Source organism: Pseudomonas tremae, assembly GCF_001401155.1.
GTDB classification, from domain to species: Bacteria; Pseudomonadota; Gammaproteobacteria; order Pseudomonadales; family Pseudomonadaceae; genus Aquipseudomonas; species Aquipseudomonas tremae.
In genome coordinates this window covers 55,608-76,311 of record NZ_LJRO01000206.1, presented here as the reverse complement: position 1 = coordinate 76,311, position 20,704 = coordinate 55,608, and the positions used below count along the sequence as shown (strand labels likewise).

18 protein-coding genes are annotated in these 20,704 nt (G+C 57.8%); all 18 read left to right on the top strand.

What is annotated here, in order from left to right:
• Positions 1-8: 8 nt before the first annotated feature.
• Complete coding sequence (locus ALO43_RS14915; RefSeq protein WP_054997729.1) at positions 9-2,918, top strand: TIGR00180 family glycosyltransferase; 2,910 nt, start codon at positions 9-11, stop codon at positions 2,916-2,918.
• A gap of 305 nt (positions 2,919-3,223) precedes the next feature.
• A complete protein-coding gene (locus tag ALO43_RS14910; protein WP_005890072.1) occupies positions 3,224-4,150 on the top strand; it encodes a ketoacyl-ACP synthase III in 927 nt (308 codons plus the stop codon).
• 330 nt (positions 4,151-4,480) lie between these two features.
• Positions 4,481-5,329 carry a flagellin domain-containing protein gene (locus ALO43_RS14905; RefSeq protein WP_005890073.1) on the top strand — a complete coding sequence of 283 codons (849 nt, stop codon included), beginning with the start codon at positions 4,481-4,483 and terminating at the stop codon, positions 5,327-5,329.
• A gap of 72 nt (positions 5,330-5,401) precedes the next feature.
• Positions 5,402-5,794, top strand: a complete 393-nt coding sequence (locus tag ALO43_RS14900) for a flagellar protein FlaG (protein ID WP_005890075.1) — start codon at positions 5,402-5,404, stop codon at positions 5,792-5,794.
• A gap of 84 nt (positions 5,795-5,878) precedes the next feature.
• Positions 5,879-7,330, top strand: a complete 1,452-nt coding sequence (gene fliD, locus ALO43_RS14895) for a flagellar filament capping protein FliD (RefSeq protein ID WP_005890078.1) — start codon at positions 5,879-5,881, stop codon at positions 7,328-7,330.
• Between the two features lie 121 nt (positions 7,331-7,451).
• Positions 7,452-7,841, top strand: a complete 390-nt coding sequence (gene fliS / locus ALO43_RS14890) for a flagellar export chaperone FliS (protein ID WP_024670741.1) — start codon at positions 7,452-7,454, stop codon at positions 7,839-7,841.
• Positions 7,842-7,867: 26 nt separating this feature from the next.
• A complete protein-coding gene (gene fliT, locus ALO43_RS14885; RefSeq protein ID WP_005890082.1) occupies positions 7,868-8,164 on the top strand; it encodes a flagellar protein FliT in 297 nt (98 codons plus the stop codon).
• 179 nt (positions 8,165-8,343) lie between these two features.
• A complete protein-coding gene (gene fleQ / locus ALO43_RS14880; protein WP_024670740.1) occupies positions 8,344-9,819 on the top strand; it encodes a transcriptional regulator FleQ in 1,476 nt (491 codons plus the stop codon).
• 123 nt (positions 9,820-9,942) lie between these two features.
• Positions 9,943-11,157, top strand: coding sequence for a sensor histidine kinase (locus tag ALO43_RS14875; RefSeq protein WP_054997728.1), 1,215 nt, complete (start codon positions 9,943-9,945; stop codon positions 11,155-11,157).
• Positions 11,157-12,569, top strand: coding sequence for a sigma-54-dependent transcriptional regulator (locus tag ALO43_RS14870; RefSeq protein WP_054997727.1), 1,413 nt, complete (start codon positions 11,157-11,159; stop codon positions 12,567-12,569). The genes ALO43_RS14875 and ALO43_RS14870 overlap by 1 nt, the downstream gene beginning before the upstream one ends.
• Before the next feature lie 240 nt (positions 12,570-12,809).
• Complete coding sequence (gene fliE / locus ALO43_RS14865; protein ID WP_005890094.1) at positions 12,810-13,139, top strand: flagellar hook-basal body complex protein FliE; 330 nt, start codon at positions 12,810-12,812, stop codon at positions 13,137-13,139.
• 15 nt (positions 13,140-13,154) lie between these two features.
• Positions 13,155-14,942, top strand: coding sequence for a flagellar basal-body MS-ring/collar protein FliF (gene fliF, locus ALO43_RS14860; RefSeq protein WP_005890096.1), 1,788 nt, complete (start codon positions 13,155-13,157; stop codon positions 14,940-14,942).
• Complete coding sequence (fliG, locus tag ALO43_RS14855) at positions 14,935-15,951, top strand: flagellar motor switch protein FliG (RefSeq protein WP_005890098.1); 1,017 nt, start codon at positions 14,935-14,937, stop codon at positions 15,949-15,951. The genes fliF and fliG overlap by 8 nt, the downstream gene beginning before the upstream one ends.
• A gap of 15 nt (positions 15,952-15,966) precedes the next feature.
• Positions 15,967-16,788 (top strand): flagellar assembly protein FliH, encoded by an 822-nt coding sequence (gene fliH, locus ALO43_RS14850; protein WP_054997726.1) that lies wholly within the window; start codon positions 15,967-15,969, stop codon positions 16,786-16,788.
• On the top strand, positions 16,778-18,136 hold the full coding sequence (fliI, locus tag ALO43_RS14845; RefSeq protein ID WP_024670736.1) for a flagellar protein export ATPase FliI: 1,359 nt from the start codon (positions 16,778-16,780) through the stop codon (positions 18,134-18,136). Before fliH ends, fliI begins: the two co-directional genes overlap by 11 nt.
• Before the next feature lie 6 nt (positions 18,137-18,142).
• Entirely contained in the window at positions 18,143-18,592 is a 450-nt protein-coding gene (gene fliJ, locus ALO43_RS14840) for a flagellar export protein FliJ (RefSeq protein ID WP_005890105.1), read from the top strand.
• An 82-nt stretch (positions 18,593-18,674) separates the two neighbouring features.
• Entirely contained in the window at positions 18,675-18,977 is a 303-nt protein-coding gene (locus ALO43_RS14835; RefSeq protein ID WP_005890106.1) for an STAS domain-containing protein, read from the top strand.
• 4 nt (positions 18,978-18,981) lie between these two features.
• On the top strand, positions 18,982-20,688 hold the full coding sequence (locus ALO43_RS14830) for a fused response regulator/phosphatase (protein WP_054997725.1): 1,707 nt from the start codon (positions 18,982-18,984) through the stop codon (positions 20,686-20,688).
• The last annotated feature ends 16 nt before the right edge of the window (positions 20,689-20,704 follow it).

Below are 20,704 nucleotides of genomic sequence, written 5' to 3'. Positions count from 1 at the left end.
GAAAGACCATGCAAAGCCATTCGGGAAATGAACACACCGCTCTGAATCAGCGTCTTACCCTGCTGCTATTGGCCAAGGAGCAACCTGACTTCCTGCGTCGTGCCTTGAAGTACTACAGCGCCTTTGCGTGCAACGTGGTGGTGGTCGATGCGTCGGCTGAGCCTGATGCGGAAATCGCCGGCAATTCCAGCGTGCATTACGTGCAAAGCGCCGAATTGGCAAATGCCAGCCTCAGTGCAAGGATCGCCGAAGGCCTCAAGCAGATAACTACGCCGTTCGTGGTGCAGGCCCCGGTTGACAGTTTTCTACTGCCTGACGCGTTGATCTCAGCGTTGAGCTTTCTTGAAAGCAACCAGACTTATGGCGCTTGTCAGGGCTACAGCCTGAGCTATCAGGCGCAGGTCAGCCAGGTGGACTATTTCCGTCGCGACCGCAAGATCTGCGAAGACCATGCCTCAGATGATGCTGCCGAGCGGGTTCTGGGTTTCATGAGCGAAGGTCTGTCGTTGCTGAGTGCGGTGACGCGGACCGAGCTGGCGCAGCAGTGGTTCGCTTCAGTTGCCGAGGACACCGAGCCGCACTGGCAGGAAATCGGTCATATGACCTACCTGGTTGCTGCGGCACGCCTGCGCATCCTGCCGATTGCGTACGCCCTGCATTTCACGCCGGGCAAAGAGGCCGGTACAAGCCACGGCGGGGCCATCGCCGCAGCGGTGAAGCACACTGACCCGAAAGCCAAGGCGGCCCGCGAGGCGTTTGCCAAAAAACTGGCCGCGCTGCTCGGCGAAGGTTCGGGCTTTGAAGGCGTGCAGGGCACCCAGCACATTCTGGCCGGGTTCGCCGCCATGGCTGAGCGCCTCAAGACCCAGGGTTTTCAAGGTGACGAGAAAATCATCAGTGCAGTCTGGAACGTCGCTCTTGAGCAGTCGGATGCGCTGTTCGAGCCTCGCCAGTTTGTCGAGCTGCCGTTTTATAATCAGCCGCTGTTCGATGAGCTGGCCAGGATCGAATTCCTGATTCACGTCATGCCGGCAGGCCGCGTGCAGATGGAAGGCCTTGAAGCCGCACTGCTGAAACAGGCTGAATTGCTGCGTGCGCAGAACAACCCGGACGCCGAAGCGCGACTTAGCCGTCTGTGGTACGCCTACGAAACTTACGCATTCAATATCGGCGTCGTGCAGAGCCTGCTCGATGAATTGCGCAACAATAAAGATGACGAAGACAGCGAGAAGCAGATCGAACTGGTTTCTGCCTGGGGGCAGCGTCTGCAGGCGGCGTCCGCTGTCGACAACGGCCGACTGCTCGACAGTATGGCGTCCGGTCGGCTGCTCAACTGGCTCGATTCGCGTGATCCTGCGCCTGACGCTCTCAAGCAAATCACCGAAAAGCTCGCCAGTAAATCGGCCGGCTCGCAGATCGGTATCCTGTTGCTGGATCTGGACGCAGACGTGTTCAAGCTGCAAGCGACGTTCGACAGCCTGATCAACAGTCATTACAAGTCGTTCAAAGTGGTGGTGTTCACGACCGGAGAACTGCCGGCAGTAACCACGCTGCACAACACCCTGCATTTCGTGAAGGTGACTGAAAGCAATTACATCGACAAGATCAACCTGGTCGTCAAGCAGTCGCCCAGCGACTGGCTGATGCTGGCGCAGGCCGGTGAAGAGTTCACTCGTAGCGGTCTGCTCCTGGCAAGTGCCGAACTGGTTGATGCAGCAGAGTGCCGGGCGGTCGCGGTCGACGAAGTTCAGCGTCAACCCAACGGCACACTGGCCCCCGTGTTCCGTCCGGGGTTCAACCTTGATCTGCTGCAAAGCCTGCCGGCTTTGATGGCCCGCCATTGGCTGATCCGTCGTGATTTGCTGGTCGAGGCTGGCGGTTACTCGCGAGAGTTCCCCAGGGCGCTCGAGTTCGATCTGTTGCTGCGCCTGATCGAGGAGGGCGGCATGAGCGGTCTGGCTCACCTGAGCGAACCTGTGCTGATCTGCGAAGCGCCTGCGCTGGAAGACAATCAGGATGAGCAGAAAGCCCTCAAGCGGCACCTTGGCAAACGTGGCTATCAGGCGGAAATCAGCTCTGCGCAGCCTGGCACCTACAAGATCGATTACCGTCATGCCCATCGTCCGGTGGTCTCGATTCTGCTGCACAGCCAGGACAACTTGCCAGAGTTGCAGCGCTGTCTGCAAAGCATCCTGCAACGTACTCGTTATCAGCGTTACGAAGTGTTGATCGGCGACAACGCCAGCACTTCCACCGAACTGTCGACCTGGCTCGACAAGCAGGAGCAGGTGTCTGGGCGTGTGCGTGTACTGCGGGCCTCGCAACGTATGAGTGCCTCTGCCTTGCTCAACCTGACCAGCCAGGAGGCCGGCGGCGAATACCTGATCCTGCTGGATGCGCAGAGCCAGATCGTCAACGTCGGCTGGATCGAGTCATTGCTCAATCAGGCTCAGCGTCCGGAGGTGGGTGTAGTTGGTGCCAAGCTGGTTGACCGTGAAGGTACGGTGACTCAGGCCGGTCTGATCCTGGGCCTCAACGGTGGGGTTGGATCGGGTTTTGTCGGTGAGCCAAAGACGTCCAAAGGCTACATGCAGCGGTTGGTGGTCGAGCAGAATTACTCTGCCGTTTCATCGGCTTGCCTGATGATTGCCAAGCAATTGTATGACGCGCTGGGCGGGCTGGACGAAGCCGAATTCGCCGAGGGTTTGAGCGATGTCGACCTGTGCCTCAAGGCTTCGCAGGCGGGGTATCTGACGGTATGGACCCCGCATGTTCAGGTGGTTCATCCCGGTGTGATGCATGCCCCCGAGCAAGCGCGCACCGCGCTGATCGATAAATGGTCGGCGCAGTTCGCGCAAGATGAAGCGTACAACGCAAACCTTGATCTGAAAGGGCCGGGGTTCACGCTCGCTGTTTGAGTACTGTACGCCAGCGAAACGGTTGCGCCGCAGCCGTTTCGCTGCTTGAAAGCCTCTTCGGCGGAGCCTGCCTGTCAAGCTCCGACTGGTTTTCCCCTCGCTTAAATTATCGCAAAGCATGCAATCCGGAGTGACCTGCAGGTCATAAAGTGCATCTTCACTGTATTGTGTTACAGGGAGCGACATGCGCCTGACTTGCTTTAACCTGCCAAGCGCCCTGAAAATGTCTGAAAATCACCCCTATTCGTTAGCGCCCTGATTTCGTCGGGACGGAAAATGACCTGTTTACTCATCGGGAAGCCATGATGATTGGCATTAAAAGCATAGCGAGTTACGTGCCTGTTGCAGGCGTCGATAACTACGCTCAAGGCGCCAAATTCGGCAAGGATGAAGAATTCATCCTTGGGAAAATTGGCTCCACCTTTCTGCCGCGCAAAGACGCCGGTCAGGAAACCTCTGACCTGTGCGTTGAAGCGGCCAATACGCTGTTTGCCAACAACCCCCAGCTCAAGCGCGAAAGCATTGATGTGCTGATCGTCGTCACCCAGAACGGCGACGAGGAAGGCTTGCCGCATACCGCTGCCATCGTTCAGGACAAACTGGGCCTGTCGACCAACGTTGCTGCGTTCGATATCTCGCTGGGCTGTTCCGGCTATGTGTACGGTATTTATGCGATCAAGGGCTTCATGGAAGCGGCAGGCCTGAAAAACGGTCTGCTGATCACCGCCGACCCGTATTCGAAGATTGTCGATCCGGAAGACCGCAACACCACCATGTTGTTTGGTGATGCGGCCACTGCCACCTGGATGGGTGAAGACGCCGATTGGCAGTTGGGCAAGGCGAAGTTCGGCACCGACGGTTCCGGCGCGCCGCACCTCAAGGTCAGCAATGGCGTGTTCTTCATGAACGGTCGTCAGGTCTTCAACTTTGCCCTTATCAAGGTGCCGGCACACTTGCACGAACTGCTGGCCGAATCAGACCTTACGCCTGACGACATCGATGCCTTCTGTATTCACCAGGGCAGTGCTGCAATCGTCGACGCCGTTGCACGTCGTTTCGAAGACAAGCCCGAGAAGTTTCTCAAGGACATGGTCGAGACCGGCAATACCGTGTCTTCGAGCATTCCGCTGCTGATTGAAAAGCACGTACTCGGCTCTTCATGGCAGCGAGTCGCCTTGAGTGGTTTCGGGGTGGGGCTTTCTTGGGGCTCTGCCATTATCTATAAAGCCTGATTCAACATGGCTGTACAGAAAACGCCTGCGGATATGTCCCCAGGCGTTTTTTTTTAAAACAAATAGTGATGCACTTCACACTTTAACTTCTCTGCCGGGCGCCCCCTCTGCGCAGGCTCTTTACTGTGGGGGTCTGCCTGTCTTTGTGATCGCCTGATTATACGCCAAGTCCTTGTTTTATAAGGGATGGCAGGGTGATGGCAAAATATTAAAAAAAAACCCTCAAGCAACCTGCCATCGCGACGATAACTATTACGAAGGTTCTCTAGGCACACCCGGCGCTTGCAGGGGCCGGAAGCCACGTAGTACCAAACCAACGAGGAATTCATCATGGCTTTAACAGTAAACACTAACGTAACGTCGCTGAGCGTCCAGAAGAACCTGAGCCGCGCCTCCGACGCACTGTCGAACTCGATGGGTCGTCTGTCTTCCGGCCTGAAAATCATGAGCGCGAAAGATGACGCTGCTGGCCTGAACATCGCCACCAAGATCAACTCGCAGATCAAAGGTCAGACGATGGCGATCAAAAACGCCAACGACGGTATGTCCATTGCTCAGACCGCTGAAGGCGCGCTGCAAGAGTCGACCAACATTCTGCAACGTATGCGTGAACTGGCTGTTCAGTCGCGAAACGACAGCAACAGTGAGTCTGACCGTACTGCACTGAACAAAGAATTCACTCAGATGAGTTCGGAACTGACCCGTATCGCCCTCAGCACCAACTTGAACGGCAAGCCGCTGATCGATGGTACTGCAAGCACCATGACTTTCCAGGTTGGCTCCAACTCGGGCGCTTCGAACCAGATCACTCTGACTTTGAGCGCCAGCTTTGACGCAAACACCCTGGGTGTCGGTTCGGCAGTCACCATCGTCGGTTCCGACAGCGCTGCTGCAGAGACCAACTTCTCTGCTGCCATCGCCGCGATCGACTCGGCTCTGCAGACCATCAACAGCACTCGTTCTGATCTCGGTGCTGCACAAAACCGTCTGACCAGCACCATCTCCAACTTGCAGAACATCAACGAAAACGCCAGTGCTGCACTGAGCCGTATTCAGGACACCGACTTCGCTGCTGAAACTGCACAGCTGACCAAGCAACAAACGCTGCAGCAGGCTTCGACTTCGATCTTGGCGCAGGCTAACCAGCTGCCGTCTGCTGTACTGAAACTGCTTCAGTAATACCGTAATGAGTTTTGGCGGGGGAGTACTTAACAGTGCTCTCTCGCTTTTTTACTTTCAGAGGTGATGGTCATGGATATGAGTGTGAAGCTGAACTTGTCTTATCCGGCCGTTCAACCGGCGAGTCAGGTCTCCGTGACCGAGCCGTCAGTTGATAAGCCTGCCGACACGAAGCCCGTCGAGCGTGTTGCAGCGACGGCCGAAAGTAAAGGTTCCGACCTGCACAAGGATGATTCCAATGACGACGCCAAAGTCAAGGCGGCGGCGGAGGATATTCAGAAATTCTTTCACACGGTAAAACGCAATCTTGAGTTTTCGATTGACGAAGATTCTGGCAAAGTCATTGTCAAAGTGATTGCAAGCGATTCCGGTGAAGTCGTAAGACAGATTCCCAATGCAGAAATCCTGAAGCTGGCCGATAGCCTGAGTGATGCGAACAGTTTGTTGTTCCGCGCCAAGGCCTGATCGTCAGTACGGTATTTGTTGCCGGGTTATGTGCCTTTTTGAAAAGGCGACAGGCCTCGCGATATTCTTGAAGGGAGAAGCACCATGGCAAGTCCAATTTCAGCTTCCACAGGTTTGGGTTCAGGCCTGGCAATCGGCAGTATCGTAAAGGTGCTGACTGATGCAGAGCGTACGCCGAAACAAAACCAGATCGACCGTCAGACCGCCACCACCACGGCATCTCTTTCCGGGGTAAGCCAGCTGACATCAGCTCTGGCTGCTTTCCAGAAAGCAATGGATACCTTGAGCAGCAAAACCACGCCTGCTTTTCTGGGCTTCGCTGCGTCATCTGCCAATGAAGCAGTGGTCAAGGCAACCGCAGACAACACCGCAGTCAGCGGCGCGTATGCCCTTAATGTGCAGAAGCTGGCGACCGCGTCGAAGGTTGCGACCGTCGCGATGAGTTCCTCGCAAGCCAGTGCTATTCCGAGTGGTGTTCTGGAAATCACTCAAAATGGCACTACACAAAAAGTCGACATCTCCAAGACCTCTACGCTGCAGGAAGTGCGTGACCAGATAAACACGTCGCTTCAGGGTAAAGGTATTTCTGCCAACATCATCACTGACAACAACGGCTCCCGGCTGGTGTTCAGTTCAACCACTACGGGCGCTGGCAGCGATATTTCCGTCAAGGGTGCTGCCGGTCAGGAAGCGCTGAACATCGATGGCACCAAGCTGATGAGTGCTACCAGCCCTGGTAATGACGCCAATGGCAAGCCGATCCCGGGTGCGGGTGCGATTTCCGCGACTGCCGGGGATGCCCAGTTTTCCATCGATGGTCTGGCCCTTTCGAGCAAGACCAACACGGTAAGCACGGCGATTTCGGGCGTGTCATTTAATCTCCTGGCGCCCAGCACTGCAACTACGGGCGATACAGTGGTTACCGTAGGGGTCAACACTGACGGTATCAAAGCATCGCTGCAGACGTTTATCGACTCTTACAACACTCTGGTGAGCCTGACGTCGTCGCTGACCAAGGGTAGTGTGGATGCTAAAGGGGTGTTCACCCCAGCTGCATTGACGGGCGATGCCACTCCTCGTGCGCTGCTCGCCAGCATTCGTGATCAGATCGCCAGCGCTACATCGGGAGACGGGCTCAACTCGCTCTCGCAATTGGGGATCAAGACCCAGCAGGGTGATGGCAAGCTGTCACTGAACGCCGTCGAGTTCACCGCCGCGCTGAATGATAAAAAGCTTGGCGGTCAGATTGACGCTTTGTTCAACGGCGATAAAGGGCTGGTCACCCGCATGAGCAAGGCAATCGACCCCTACACCAAGGCTGGTGGTGTTCTGGCCGGCAAGACCCAAAGCCTGAACACGGTTCAGAAACGCCTTGACGCTGACAAGGAAGCGCTTGACCGCCGTATCGAGACGCTGACCACAACGCTTACCAAGAAATTCAACGCCATGGACCTGATCGTTGGTCAGCTCAAGGCAACGGCCAGCAGCATCACCTCGATCTTCGAGGCGATGAACGCGCAGAAGAACGCTTCGTAAGTTCTTTTACCGAAGTGCCAAGAACCCGACCCTGTGTCGGGTTCTTGCTTTTGGGCTAAAGTTTCCGGGCAGTGCGTCGATAGCTTAGTATCAATATTCTGGATTTGTTACGAGGCCCATTATGAATCCGATGTTAGCGTTGCGGCAGTATCAGAAAATCGGCGCCCAGGCTCAGACCTCGGAAGCAAGCCCTCATCGTCTGGTCCAGATGTTGATGGAAGGCGGTCTTGACCGTATCGCTCAGGCCAAGGGTGCGATGACCCGCAAGGACATCGCCAATAAGGGCGTACTCATCAGCAAAGCTATCGACATCGTCGGTGGGCTGCGTGAAGGGCTGGACCTGGAAACTTCGCCTAGCGAAAGCCTGCTGAGACAGGACAACCTTTACCATTACATGATGACGCGCCTGGCCGAAGCCAACGCTCGTAATGACCAGAAGATTCTCGATGAAGTTGCTGGCCTGCTGATCACTGTCAAAGAAGGCTGGGATGCGATTGGCACCTTGCAGTAAGCAGATGTCCTGAGGAGAACAAGAACATGAGTGCTGCGCTCAAGCGTATCGAAGAAACCCGAGAGGCCTTGGTTGGGGCGCTTGCCGAGCGCGATTGGGAAGCTATAGGCAAGCTTGACCTGGCCTGTCGCGAGTGTGTCGATGCGGTTGTAGGCGAGTCGCCGACCGATGAACCTGCTTTGCGCAGCAATCTGGAAGAGCTGCTGGGTGTCTATCGGCAATTAATTGATATTGCAACCGGTGAGCGTCAAGCCGTTGTCGATGAAATGGCTCAAATCCAGAATGCCAAAAATGCGACGAAGGTATACCATCTCTTCGGTTAATGTTTAATTGTCATTTTTATTGTCGAACAAGATTTTCGCCATAAATTTGACTGTGTCCGTTTTTTTGACTTAACTAGTGATGTTTACTATTTTCTGGCGTCTCAAGATTACATTCGGCTGAGATGCCAAGCTGCCCCCCCAATCATGGGCATTGAGTTGACTAGGGAAGTTGCTATTGCATGTGGCGTGAAATCAAGATTCTGCTAATCGATGACGATAGCCAGCGCCGCCGGGATCTGGCGGTTATCCTGAATTTTCTTGGCGAAGAAAACCTCTCTTGCTCCAGCCAGGACTGGCAGCAGATAGTCGGCTCTCTGACGTCTACGCGAGAAGTACTGTGCGTGCTGGTGGGCAGCGTCAGTGCACCGGGCAGCCTTCAAGGGCTGCTTAAGACCATCGCAGCATGGGATGAGTTCCTTCCTGTCTTGCTGATGAGCGAAAATTCTTCTGTCGAGCTGCCGGAGGACCTGCGTCGTCGCGTGCTTTCGGCGCTCGAGATGCCGCCCAGCTACAGCAAACTGCTCGATTCTCTGCACCGTGCCCAGGTCTATCGTGAAATGTACGATCAGGCTCGCGAGCGTGGTCGCCATCGTGAGCCGAATCTCTTCCGCAGCCTTGTAGGCACCAGCCGTGCGATTCAGCACGTACGGCAGATGATGCAGCAGGTTGCCGACACCGACGCCAGCGTGCTGATTCTCGGTGAATCGGGCACCGGCAAGGAAGTCGTCGCCCGTAACCTGCACTATCATTCAAAGCGCCGCGATGCGCCATTTGTCCCGGTCAATTGCGGGGCCATTCCGGCCGAACTGCTTGAAAGCGAGCTGTTCGGGCACGAGAAGGGCGCGTTTACCGGGGCCATCACCAGCCGTGCCGGCCGTTTCGAGCTGGCCAATGGCGGCACTCTGTTTCTCGATGAAATCGGTGACATGCCGTTGCCGATGCAGGTCAAGCTGTTGCGCGTATTGCAGGAGCGTACGTTTGAGCGCGTGGGCAGCAACAAGACCCAGAGCATCGATGTGCGCATCATTGCGGCGACGCACAAGAATCTCGAAAACATGATCGAGCTTGGCAGTTTTCGCGAAGATCTCTATTACCGCCTCAATGTATTCCCCATCGAAATGGCGCCGTTGCGCGAGCGCGTCGAAGACATCCCGCTGCTGATGAATGAATTGATCTCGCGCATGGAGCACGAAAAGCGCGGCTCCATCCGTTTCAACTCTGCGGCCATTATGTCGCTGTGCCGTCACGCCTGGCCGGGCAACGTCCGTGAACTGGCCAACCTGGTGGAGCGCATGGCGATCATGCATCCCTACGGCGTGATTGGCGTGGCCGAGCTGCCTAAGAAGTTTCGCTACGTCGATGATGAAGACGAGCAGATGGTTGACAGCTTGCGCAGCGACATCGAAGAGCGTGTCGCCATCAACAGCAACACGCCGAACTTTTCTTCGGGTGCCATGCTGCCGCCTGAAGGGCTTGATCTGAAGGACTACCTCGGTGGCCTTGAGCAGGGCCTTATTCAGCAGGCGCTGGACGATGCCAACGGTATCGTTGCCCGCGCTGCGGAGCGTCTGCGGATCCGTCGGACCACACTGGTCGAGAAGATGCGCAAGTACGGGATGAGCCGTCGCGAAGGGGACGAACAGGCGGAGGATTGACGCCTGTTGTAAACGCCAAAAATCAAGCCTCTGAATTTTCAGGGGTTTTTTTTCGGCACGAGGATTGCTAAGTCTCTCTTAACACACCGTTTAACTGACGGTTCGCCACGAGAGAGATGAACTATGTCCCAGGCCGCCCAACTGACTTCTGCCTCATCTGTTCAGGTTCCGTATTCCCCGGAATTCGAAAGTCGTCAGGGACTCGAGCAGGCGTTCTCGCTGTTTAACCAGATGTCGGCGCAATTGACCGATTCCTACGGCTTGCTCGAGGCGCGTGTTACTGAACTCAAGGGCGAGCTGGCCGATGCCGGCGTCCAGCGTCTGCAGGAACTGGCAGAAAAGGAGCGTCTGGCCAATCGTCTGCAGAACCTGCTCGACCTGCTGCCGGGCGGTGTGATCGTCATTGACGGCATGGGTGTTGTGCGCGAAGCCAATCCGGCCGCCATTGACCTGCTGGGCCAGCCGCTGCTGGGGATGCTCTGGCGTAACGTCATCAGCCGCTGCTTTGCTCCGCGCGAAGACGACGGCCATGAAGTGTCTCTCAAGGACGGCCGCAGGCTGTCCATTGCCACTCGATCACTGGATGCCGAGCCGGGTCAACTGGTGCTGCTCAATGACCTGACCGAGACCCGTCATCTACAAGGGCAGCTGGCCCGTCACGAGCGTCTTTCGTCGCTGGGGCGAATGGTGGCTTCTCTGGCGCATCAGATCCGCACCCCGTTGTCGGCCGCCATGATTTATGCCAGCCATCTGGCCGAGCAGGAATTGCCGGTTGAGACTCAGCAGCGATTCGCTGCGCGTCTCAAGGACCGTCTGCATGAGCTTGAGCATCAGGTTCGCGACATGCTGGTGTTCGCCCGTGGCGAGTTGCCGCTGACTGATCGCCTGACGCCGGGCGTGCTGTTCCAGGCACTGCAGAATGCCGCGACCACTCATGTGCAGGGCGTTGCGGTGCGTTGGCAGTGCGACAGCATTGACGGCGAACTGCTGTGCAATCGCGACACGCTGGTCGGTGCGCTGCTCAATCTGATTGAAAACGCGGTGCAGGCCAGTGCCGGTCAGGCGCGCCTGAAAATTCATGCCTACAGCCGCGGTAACATGCTGCGTGTGTGTTTCAGTGATAGCGGCAGCGGCATGGACAGGGCTGCACTGGCCCGTATCGGCGAACCGTTTTTCACCACCAAGACCAACGGCACCGGGCTGGGTCTGGCGGTGGTAACCGCAGTATCGCGTGCGCATCAGGGCGGGGTGCATTACCTGTCCCGCGTCGGGCGCGGCACCTGTGCAATTGTCAGCCTGCCGCTGATTCCGGCTTCCGGCCAGTTGGGTAATCACTGATGTCGATCAACGTGCTATTGGTCGAGGATGACCGTGCATTGCGCGAAGCGCTGGGCGAAACCCTGGAGCTGGCCGGCTATGGCTACAAAGCGGTCGGCTCTGCCGAAGAGGCGGTGCTGGCCGTCGAGGCGCAACCGTTCAATCTGGTGGTCAGCGACGTCAACATGCCGGGCATGGATGGCCATCAGTTACTGAGCCTGCTGCGCAGCCGGCATCCGCAGTTGCCGGTGCTGCTGATGACGGCGCACGGCGCTGTCGAGCGAGCGGTGGACGCTATGCGCCAGGGTGCAGCCGATTACCTGGTCAAGCCCTTTGAGCCCAAAGCCCTTATCGCCTTGGTTGCTCGGCACGCGCTCGGGCGTCTGGGGCCTGCCGAGAGTGACGGGCCGATTGCCGTCGAGCCTGCCAGCGTTCAGTTATTGAACCTCGCCAGTCGGGTGGCAAAAAGCGACTCCACAGTCCTCATTTCCGGCGAGTCCGGTACTGGCAAGGAAGTACTGGCGCGTTTCATTCACCAAAATTCGCCGCGTGCCGATAAACCGTTTATAGCGATCAACTGTGCGGCCATTCCTGACAACATGCTCGAGGCCACTCTGTTCGGTCATGAGAAAGGCTCGTTTACCGGCGCTATTGCAGCGCAGGCCGGCAAGTTCGAGCAGGCTGACGGCGGGACCATCCTGCTTGATGAAATTTCCGAAATGCCCATGGGGCTTCAGGCCAAGCTGTTGCGGGTGCTGCAGGAGCGAGAGGTAGAGCGCGTTGGAGCGCGCAAGCCGATTACGCTGGATATCCGTGTCGTGGCTACCACCAACCGTGATCTGGCGGGCGAAGTGGCGGCGGGGCGCTTTCGTGAAGATCTGTTTTATCGTCTGTCGGTGTTTCCACTGGCCTGGCAGGCGTTGCGTCAAAGGACTGCCGATATTCTGCCATTGGCCGAGCGGCTTCTGGCCAAGCATGTCAATAAAATGAAGCATGCGCCGGTCCGGCTTTCTGCCGAAGCGCAGCAGTGTCTGGTGGGTTACCCCTGGCCGGGCAACGTGCGAGAACTGGATAACGCCGTGCAGCGCGCTTTGATTTTGCAGCAGGGCGGCGTGATTCAGGCGCAGGATTTCTGTCTGTCGGGGCCAGTCACCAGCTTGCCAGCGGCGGTTGTAGAGGCTGCAGCGTCCTTGCCTGTCATGTCCGTCGCGGAGAATGCCAATGCCGGTGTCAGTCCCGAGTCGGTCGGCGCGTTGGGGGATGACCTTCGGCGTCGCGAGTTTCAAATGATCATCGACACGCTGCGTTCGGAGCGCGGGCGTCGCAAAGAAGCCGCTGAAAGGCTGGGTATCAGCCCGCGTACATTGCGTTACAAGCTTGCTCAGATGCGCGACGCAGGTATGGACGTCGAGGCTTATCTGTTTGCCACTTGAATGACGGACTCAGCTCGTCAGGCATAAAAATCGATTGCTGAACCGCAACAACACCGACACCTGTCTTGAAAGTCTTCAGGCCTTGAATCGCGCGGGCTTCAGGGCCATTTCATGACAGGCGACATGACATTTTATCTGGTGTGGCAAATTGCCTCTATCTAGCTGGCACCGTTGTTGCTAAGTCTTCTGTACCCGCTGAATCAGTGTCAAAAATTTGCGGGCCTTACGAGAGAAACGTCCATGAGCCAAGGTGTTGAATTTAATCGCTTGATGTTGGATATGCGGGCCATGCAGATGGATGCGATGTCTGCTCCCAAGCCCGTGTCCGGCGCGCAGGAAGCCGGAGCCAGCAGCTTCGCCGACATGCTTGGCCAGGCCGTGAACAAGGTTGCTCAGACTCAGCAGGCCTCTAACCAGTTGGCCAGTGCTTTTGAAGTCGGCAAGAGCGGTATTGATCTGACCGACGTCATGATTTCGTCGCAGAAAGCCAGTGTGTCTTTTCAGGCATTGACCCAGGTTCGTAACAAGCTGGTTCAAGCGTATCAAGACATCATGCAGATGCCGGTTTAAGGGACGTACTGAGTCATGGCCGAAGCAACTGCCGATCCCGTTCCTGCAAGAGCGGGCGCTTCCGATAAGAAACCGTTGTTCGGTTTGTCTTTTCTGGAAAATCTTTCCGAAATGACCATGCTGCGTCAGGTCGGCCTTATGGTCGGTCTGGCAGCGAGCGTGGCCATCGGCTTTGCCGTGGTTCTCTGGTCGCAGCAGCCTGACTATCGTCCGCTGTATGGCAGTCTGGCAGGTCTGGACAGCAAGCAGATCATGGAAACCCTGACGGCGGCGAACATCAATTACACCGTCGAGCCCAACTCCGGGGCTCTGCTGGTGAAATCCGATGACGTGCAGCGTGCACGCATTCAACTGGCCCAGGCAGGCGTGGTACAGAACGACGCCAATATTGGTTTTGAGATCCTCGACAAGGATCAGGGGCTGGGCACCAGTCAGTTCATGGAAGCCACGCGCTATCGTCGCGGGCTGGAGGGCGAACTGGCCCGGACCATCTCGGCCCTGAACAACGTCAAGGCTGCCCGTGTCCACCTGGCAATCCCGAAGAGCTCGGTGTTTGTTCGTGACGACCGCAAGCCCAGCGCTTCGGTACTGGTCGAGCTGTATGCCGGTCGTTCGCTGGAGCCGAGTCAGGTTCTGGCCATTATCAACCTGGTTGCCACCAGCGTCCCTGAGTTGAGCAAGTCGCAGATCACCGTTGTGGATCAGAAGGGCACTTTGCTGTCTGACCAGGCGGAAAACTCCGAGCTGACCATGGCTGGCAAACAGTTTGATTACAGCCGTCGCATGGAAGGCATGCTGACCCAGCGCGTGCAGAACATATTGCAGCCGATTCTGGGCAATGATCGCTACAAGGCCGAAGTGTCGGCGGTGGTGGATTTCAGTGCTGTCGAATCGACCGCAGAAAGCTTCAACCCTGATCAGCCTGCCCTGCGCAGCGAGCAGTCGGTCAACGAACAACGCTCCAGCAGTTCAGGCTCGGGCGGGGTTCCGGGTGCATTGAGCAATCAGCCGCCCGGCCCTGCGACGGCTCCGCAGACTGCCGGAGCAGGTGGCGCAGGTGCTGCTGGTCCTATCGCCCCGGGCCAGCCGCTGCTGGATGCCAATGGTCAGCAGATCATGGACCCGGCCACCGGTCAGCCTGCACTGGCGCCGTTTCCAGCTGACAAGCGTGTGCAGTCGACCAAGAACTTCGAACTGGACCGGTCGATCAGTCACACCAAGCAACAGCAGGGTCGCTTGACGCGCTTGTCGGTTGCTGTGGTGGTCGACGACATGGTCAAGACCAATGCTGCCAACGGTGAAGTCAGCCGGGCGCCGTGGAGCGCCGCAGATCTGGCCCGCTTTACGCGTCTTGTGCAGGATGCTGTCGGTTTCGACGCCAGCCGCGGTGACAGCGTCAGCGTGATCAACGTGCCGTTTTCCAGCGAGCGTGCAGAAGTCTTGCCCGAGGCATCGTTCTACTCGCAGCCCTGGTTCTGGGACCTCGTCAAGCAGGCCGTGGGTGTGATTTTCATCCTGATCCTGGTCTTCGGCGTACTGCGCCCTGTGCTGAACAACATCACCAACGGCAAAAGCAAGCAACTGGCCGCTTTCGGCGGTGGCGATGCCGAGCTCGGTGGCATGGGCGGGCTGGACGGCGAGCTGTCCAACGACCGCGTGAGCCTGGGCGGACCGCAGAGTATCTTGCTGCCTAGCCCTACCGAGGGTTATGACGCACAGCTGAATGCAATCAAGAGTTTGGTGGCTGAGGATCCTGGCCGTGTGGCTCAGGTTGTGAAAGAGTGGATCAACACTGATGAATGAACGAGCCATGGTAGCCAAACTCTCGAAAGTTGAAAAAGCGGCAGTATTGTTACTCTCTCTGGGTGAAACCGACGCGGCTCAGGTGCTGCGGCACATGGGGCCCAAAGAAGTCCAGAAAGTGGGCGTAGCCATGGCTCAGATGCGCAACGTGCATCGCGAGCAGGTCGAAGAGGTGATGAGCGAGTTTGTCGACATCGTTGGCGATCAGACCAGCCTCGGCGTCGGTTCCGATGGTTATATCCGCAAAATGTTGACCCAGGCACTGGGTGAAGACAAGGCTAACGGTCTTATCGATCGTATTCTGCTGGGTGGCAATACCAGCGGTCTGGACAGTCTCAAGTGGATGGAGCCGCGCGCGGTGGCCGACGTGATCCGTTTCGAGCACCCGCAGATTCAAGCCATTGTGGTGGCGTATCTGGATGCCGACCAGGCTGGTGAAGTGCTCGGGCACTTCGACCACAAAGTCCGTCTGGACATCATCCTGCGCGTGTCCTCGCTCAACACGGTGCAGCCTGCCGCGCTGAAAGAACTCAACCAGATTCTCGAGAAGCAGTTCTCTGGTAATGCCAACACGTCGCGTACCACGCTGGGTGGTATCAAGCGTGCGGCAGACATCATGAACTTCCTCGACAGTTCTATCGAAGGCGCACTCATGGACTCGATCCGCGAGGTCGACGAAGACCTGTCGGTGCAGATCGAAGACCTCATGTTTGTCTTCAACAACCTTTCCGATGTCGACGACCGTGGTATCCAGGCGCTGTTGCGCGAAGTATCCTCGGACGTGCTGGTACTGGCGCTCAAGGGCTCGGACGAAGCGATCAAGGAAAAGATTTTCAAGAACATGTCCAAGCGTGCCGCCGAACTGCTGCGCGACGACCTGGAAGCCAAGGGTCCGGTACGTGTCAGCGATGTGGAAACTGCCCAGAAAGAAATCCTCACCATCGCGCGTCGTATGGCCGAGGCCGGCGAGATCGTACTCGGTGGCAAAGGCGGCGAGGAAATGATCTAAGGATTCAGCTGACTCATGTCCACTCCCAATAAAGAATTGGCCAGCGACCTCATTCGCGCCAAGGACGCCGGGACGCTCGATATCTGGGCGTTACCCAGCTTCGACCCGCATGTGGAACCCGAGCCTGAACCCGAACCGGAGCCTGCCGACGAACCGCTCGAGATGGAAGAGGTGCCGCTGGACGAAGTTCAGCCGCTGACCCTCGAAGAGCTGGAGAGCATTCGCCAGGAGGCCTGGAACGAAGGCTTTGCCACCGGCGAAAAAGAAGGCTTTCACAGCACCCAGCTCAAGGTTCGGCAAGAGGCTGAGGTTGCATTGGCGGCTAAAATCGCCAGCCTTGAACAGTTGATGGCGCATTTGCTGGAGCCTATCGCCGAGCAGGATACGCAGATCGAAAAAGCCGTTGTCCATCTGGTCGAGCACATCGCACGCAAGGTCATTCAGCGCGAGCTGGTGACCGATTCCGGGCAGATCGCCACGGTGTTGCGTGATGCGTTGAAGCTGTTGCCAATGGGTGCTCAGAACCTGCGTATCTTTATCAACCCCCAGGATTTCCTGCTGGTCAAGGCGATGCGCGAGCGCCATGAGGAGGCCTGGAAAATCGTCGAAGACGAAGACCTGCTGCCCGGCGGTTGCCGGATCGAAACCGAGCACAGCCGCATCGACGCCAGCGTCGAAACGCGCATCGCGCTGGCGATTTCCAGGATGCATGATCAGTTGCACGAGCAGATCACTCATCCGGCTGCGGCAGACCTGAATGTCGATCTGGACGCCGCGCCGGTAAAAGCCTCCGGTGGTGCTGTAGAACCTGACGCGGACACACTCGATGCGCCTTGATCGCACCAGCTTCGGCAAACGACTCGGCACCTACGCCGAGTCGATCAGCCTGCCTGCCCAGCCTGTAGTCGAAGGGCGCCTGCTGCGCATGGTCGGCCTGACGCTGGAGGCTGAAGGCATGCGCGCGGCAATGGGCAGTCGCTGCATGGTCATCAACGACGACAGCCATCACCCGGTGGAAGTCGAAGCCGAGGTGATGGGGTTTTCCGGTGGCAAGGTGTTTCTGATGCCGGTAGGCAGCGTGGCAGGCATCGCGCCGGGTGCGCGGGTTGTGCCCCTGGCTGACACCGGACGTCTGCCGATGGGCATGAGTATGCTGGGGCGGGTGCTTGACGGCGCCGGTCGTCCGCTGGATGGGCGCTCGCCGATCAAGGCCGAGGACTGGGTGCCGATGGACGGCCCGACGATCAACCCGCTCAAGCGCGACCCGATCAGTCAGCCGCTGGATGTCGGCATTCGCTGCATCAACGGTTTATTGACAGTCGGGCGTGGCCAGCGTCTTGGCCTGTTTGCGGGTACTGGTGTGGGCAAGAGTGTGCTGCTCGGCATGATGACGCGCTTTACCGAAGCGGACATTATCGTCGTCGGCCTGATCGGCGAGCGGGGCCGGGAGGTCAAGGAGTTCATCGAGCACATTCTCGGCGAAGAGGGCCTGAAGCGTTCGGTGGTGGTTGCCTCGCCAGCCGATGATGCGCCGCTTATGCGCCTGCGTGCGGCCATGTATTGCACGCGAATTGCCGAATATTTTCGCGACAAGGGTAAGAACGTCCTGTTGCTGATGGATTCCCTGACCCGTTTTGCTCAGGCTCAGCGGGAGATTGCCTTGGCAATTGGCGAGCCTCCGGCCACCAAGGGTTATCCGCCGTCAGTGTTCGCCCGCCTGCCAAAACTGGTCGAGCGTGCCGGTAATGCCGAAAAGGGCGGTGGTTCGATTACCGCTTTTTATACCGTGCTGTCGGAAGGCGATGACCAGCAAGACCCGATTGCCGACTCCGCACGAGGCGTGCTAGACGGCCACATCGTGCTGTCCCGGCGTCTGGCCGAGGAGGGGCATTACCCGGCTATCGACATCGAAGCGTCCATCAGCCGGGTCATGCCCGCAGTGGTCAGCCCGGAGCATATGGCCCAGGCGCAACACTTCAAGCAACTGTGGTCACGCTATCAGCAGACCCGTGACCTGATCAGCGTGGGCGCCTATGTGGCCGGTGGCGACCGCGAAACCGATATGGCAATCGCGTTGCATCCGGTGCTGGTGCGTTATCAGCGCCAGGCGCTGCGCGAGAATGAAAGCATGCAGGGCAGTGGCGAAGCGCTTGCATCGATATTTGCCCCGGCACCTGGCGGCTGATAGGCGATGGCTCAGAGTAGAGCGGCGCGCCTGGCGCCTGTGGTCGAGATGGCCGAGGCTGCCGAACGAACGGCGGCTCAGCGTCTCGGGCATTTTCAGGGGCAGGTCAACCTGGCCAACAACAAACTGCAGGAGCTGGACCAGTTCCGCCAGGATTATCAGCAGCAATGGTTGCAGCGCGGCAGTGCCGGGGTTTCCGGGCAATGGTTGCTGGGCTATCAACGTTTTCTCAGTCAGCTGGACGTCGCGGTTGCACAGCAATATAAAAGCCTCGAATGGCACACGGCCAATCTGGCTCGAGCGCGCACGGCCTGGCAGGACTGCTATGCGCGGGTCGAAGGCCTGCGCAAGCTGGTACAGCGTTACATGGACGAAGCGCGCAAGCTTGAAGACAAGCGCGAGCAAAAGCTGCTGGACGAACTGTCGCAGCGACTGCCGCGTCATGAACCATTCTGATTTTTGACCTAATCAGACCTGGCCTTCTGTTGGTCTGGTCTACGCTCTCAATGTCTCGTTGATGAAACACCTCGGAGTTCCCATGACAGTCACGTCCGAACGTTCTGCAGATGGTCGACAACTGACCCTTTTCATTGAGGGGCGCTTTGATTTTTCCGCCCATCAGGAATTTCGCGAGGCTTATGAGGACTGTCCGCAGGATCTGCATTACGTGGTGGACCTGCGTGGCACGCATTACCTGGACAGCTCGGCGCTGGGCATGCTGTTGCTGTTGCGTGATCATGCCGGTGGCGATAAAGCGGTGGTGCGTCTGATCAACTGCACGCCTGATGTCTGCACGATCCTCGCCATTTCAAACTTCTCGAAGCTGTTCCAGCTGGGCTGAACCTTTGCAGTCCTCCTTGAAAAACCTCTGCATTCTGATTGCCGACGACAGCACCAGTGACCGGTTGCTGCTGTCGACCATCGTTGCGCGTCAGGGGCACCGGGTATTGAGTGCTGCCAATGGCGTCGAAGCCGTGGCGATGTTCACCTCTGAAAGCCCGCATCTGATCCTGATGGACGCGATGATGCCGGTCATGGACGGTTTCGAGGCAGCACGGCGGATTAAGGCGCTGTCAGGCGAGTCGCTGGTGCCGATCATCTTCCTGACCTCGCTTACCGAAGGTGAGGCATTGGCGCGCTGTCTGGATGCTGGCGGCGATGATTTCATGTCAAAGCCTTACAATCCCCTGGTTCTGGCCGCCAAGATCAATGCCATGAACCGCTTGCGAGTACTGCACGAGACTGTTCGTCAGCAGCGTGATCAGATTTCCAGACATCATGAATACCTGCTTAACGAACAGCGCGTCGCCAAAGCCGTGTTTGATCAGGTGGCACATGCCGGGTGTCTGGGGGCGAGCAATATCCGCTACCTGCAGTCGCCCTATGCGCTGTTCAACGGTGACCTGATGCTGGCCGCCTACACCCCGGCAGGTCATATGCAGGTGTTGCTTGGGGACTTCACTGGCCACGGACTGCCGGCTGCCGTGGGAGCCATGCCGCTGGCCGAGGTGTTTTATGGCATGACCGCCAAGGGTTACGGTCTGGTGGCCATTCTTCGTGAGATGAATGCCAAGCTGAAGCGCATTTTGCCGGTGGACATGTTCTGTTGTGCGACGCTGCTGTGCGTCAACCTCCAGCAGCGTCAGGTCGAGGTGTGGAACGGCGGATTGCCGGATGGTTATCTGCTGCGTGGCACTGAAGGCGAGCACGTGCCGCTGGCGTCGAATCACCTGCCTCTGGGCGTCTTGAGTGTCGATGCGTTCGACGCGCACACCCAGGTCTACCCGTTGGCGCCGGGCGACCGGATCTTCCTGCTGTCCGATGGCGTGCTCGACACCAGCGACAGCCGTGATGAGTTATTCGGCGCGCAACGTCTGCGCGGCGTGCTGTCCGCCAATCGCGAGCCGCAACTGCTGATCCAGGAAATTCTTCAGGCACTCAACGATTTTGGCGGCAAGGCCCGAGACGATGTAAGCCTGCTTGAAATCAGCGCGGTCGAAGAGCCGCTTGACCGCCTGCCTGCCCTGACGTACTCCGACAGCGGCGCATCGAGCCCGCTGGACTGGTCATCGAGCTTCGAACTGCGTGCTTCGACCCTCAGGCGTTTCAATCCGCTGCCTTACGTGCTGCAATTGCTGCTTGAAGTGCATGGTTTGCGCAATCAGGGCGCCGCGTTACATATGGTACTGGGCGAGCTGTACAGCAATGCGCTGGAGCACGGCGTGCTAGGGTTGGATTCTGCACTGAAGCATGATGCGGCGGGTTTTGCGCTTTATTATCAGCAGCGGGCCGAGCGTCTTGGCGCTCTGGAGTCAGGGTTCATCCGCATGACTCTGCACGTTGAACCTGTCGGTGAAGGAGGGCGCCTGACCCTCAGCGTCGAAGACAGTGGTGACGGATTTGATGCAGAACGGCTGCATATGTTGAAACCTGCGAGCGATAAGCTGTACGGTCGCGGGCTGCGTCTGGTGCGCGAGTTGAGTCACAAGGCCAACTGGTCCAGGGATGGCAGGACCGCGTGCGTGGAATTTACCTGGGAGGGAGTGGCATAATCCGTTCCACAGTCTT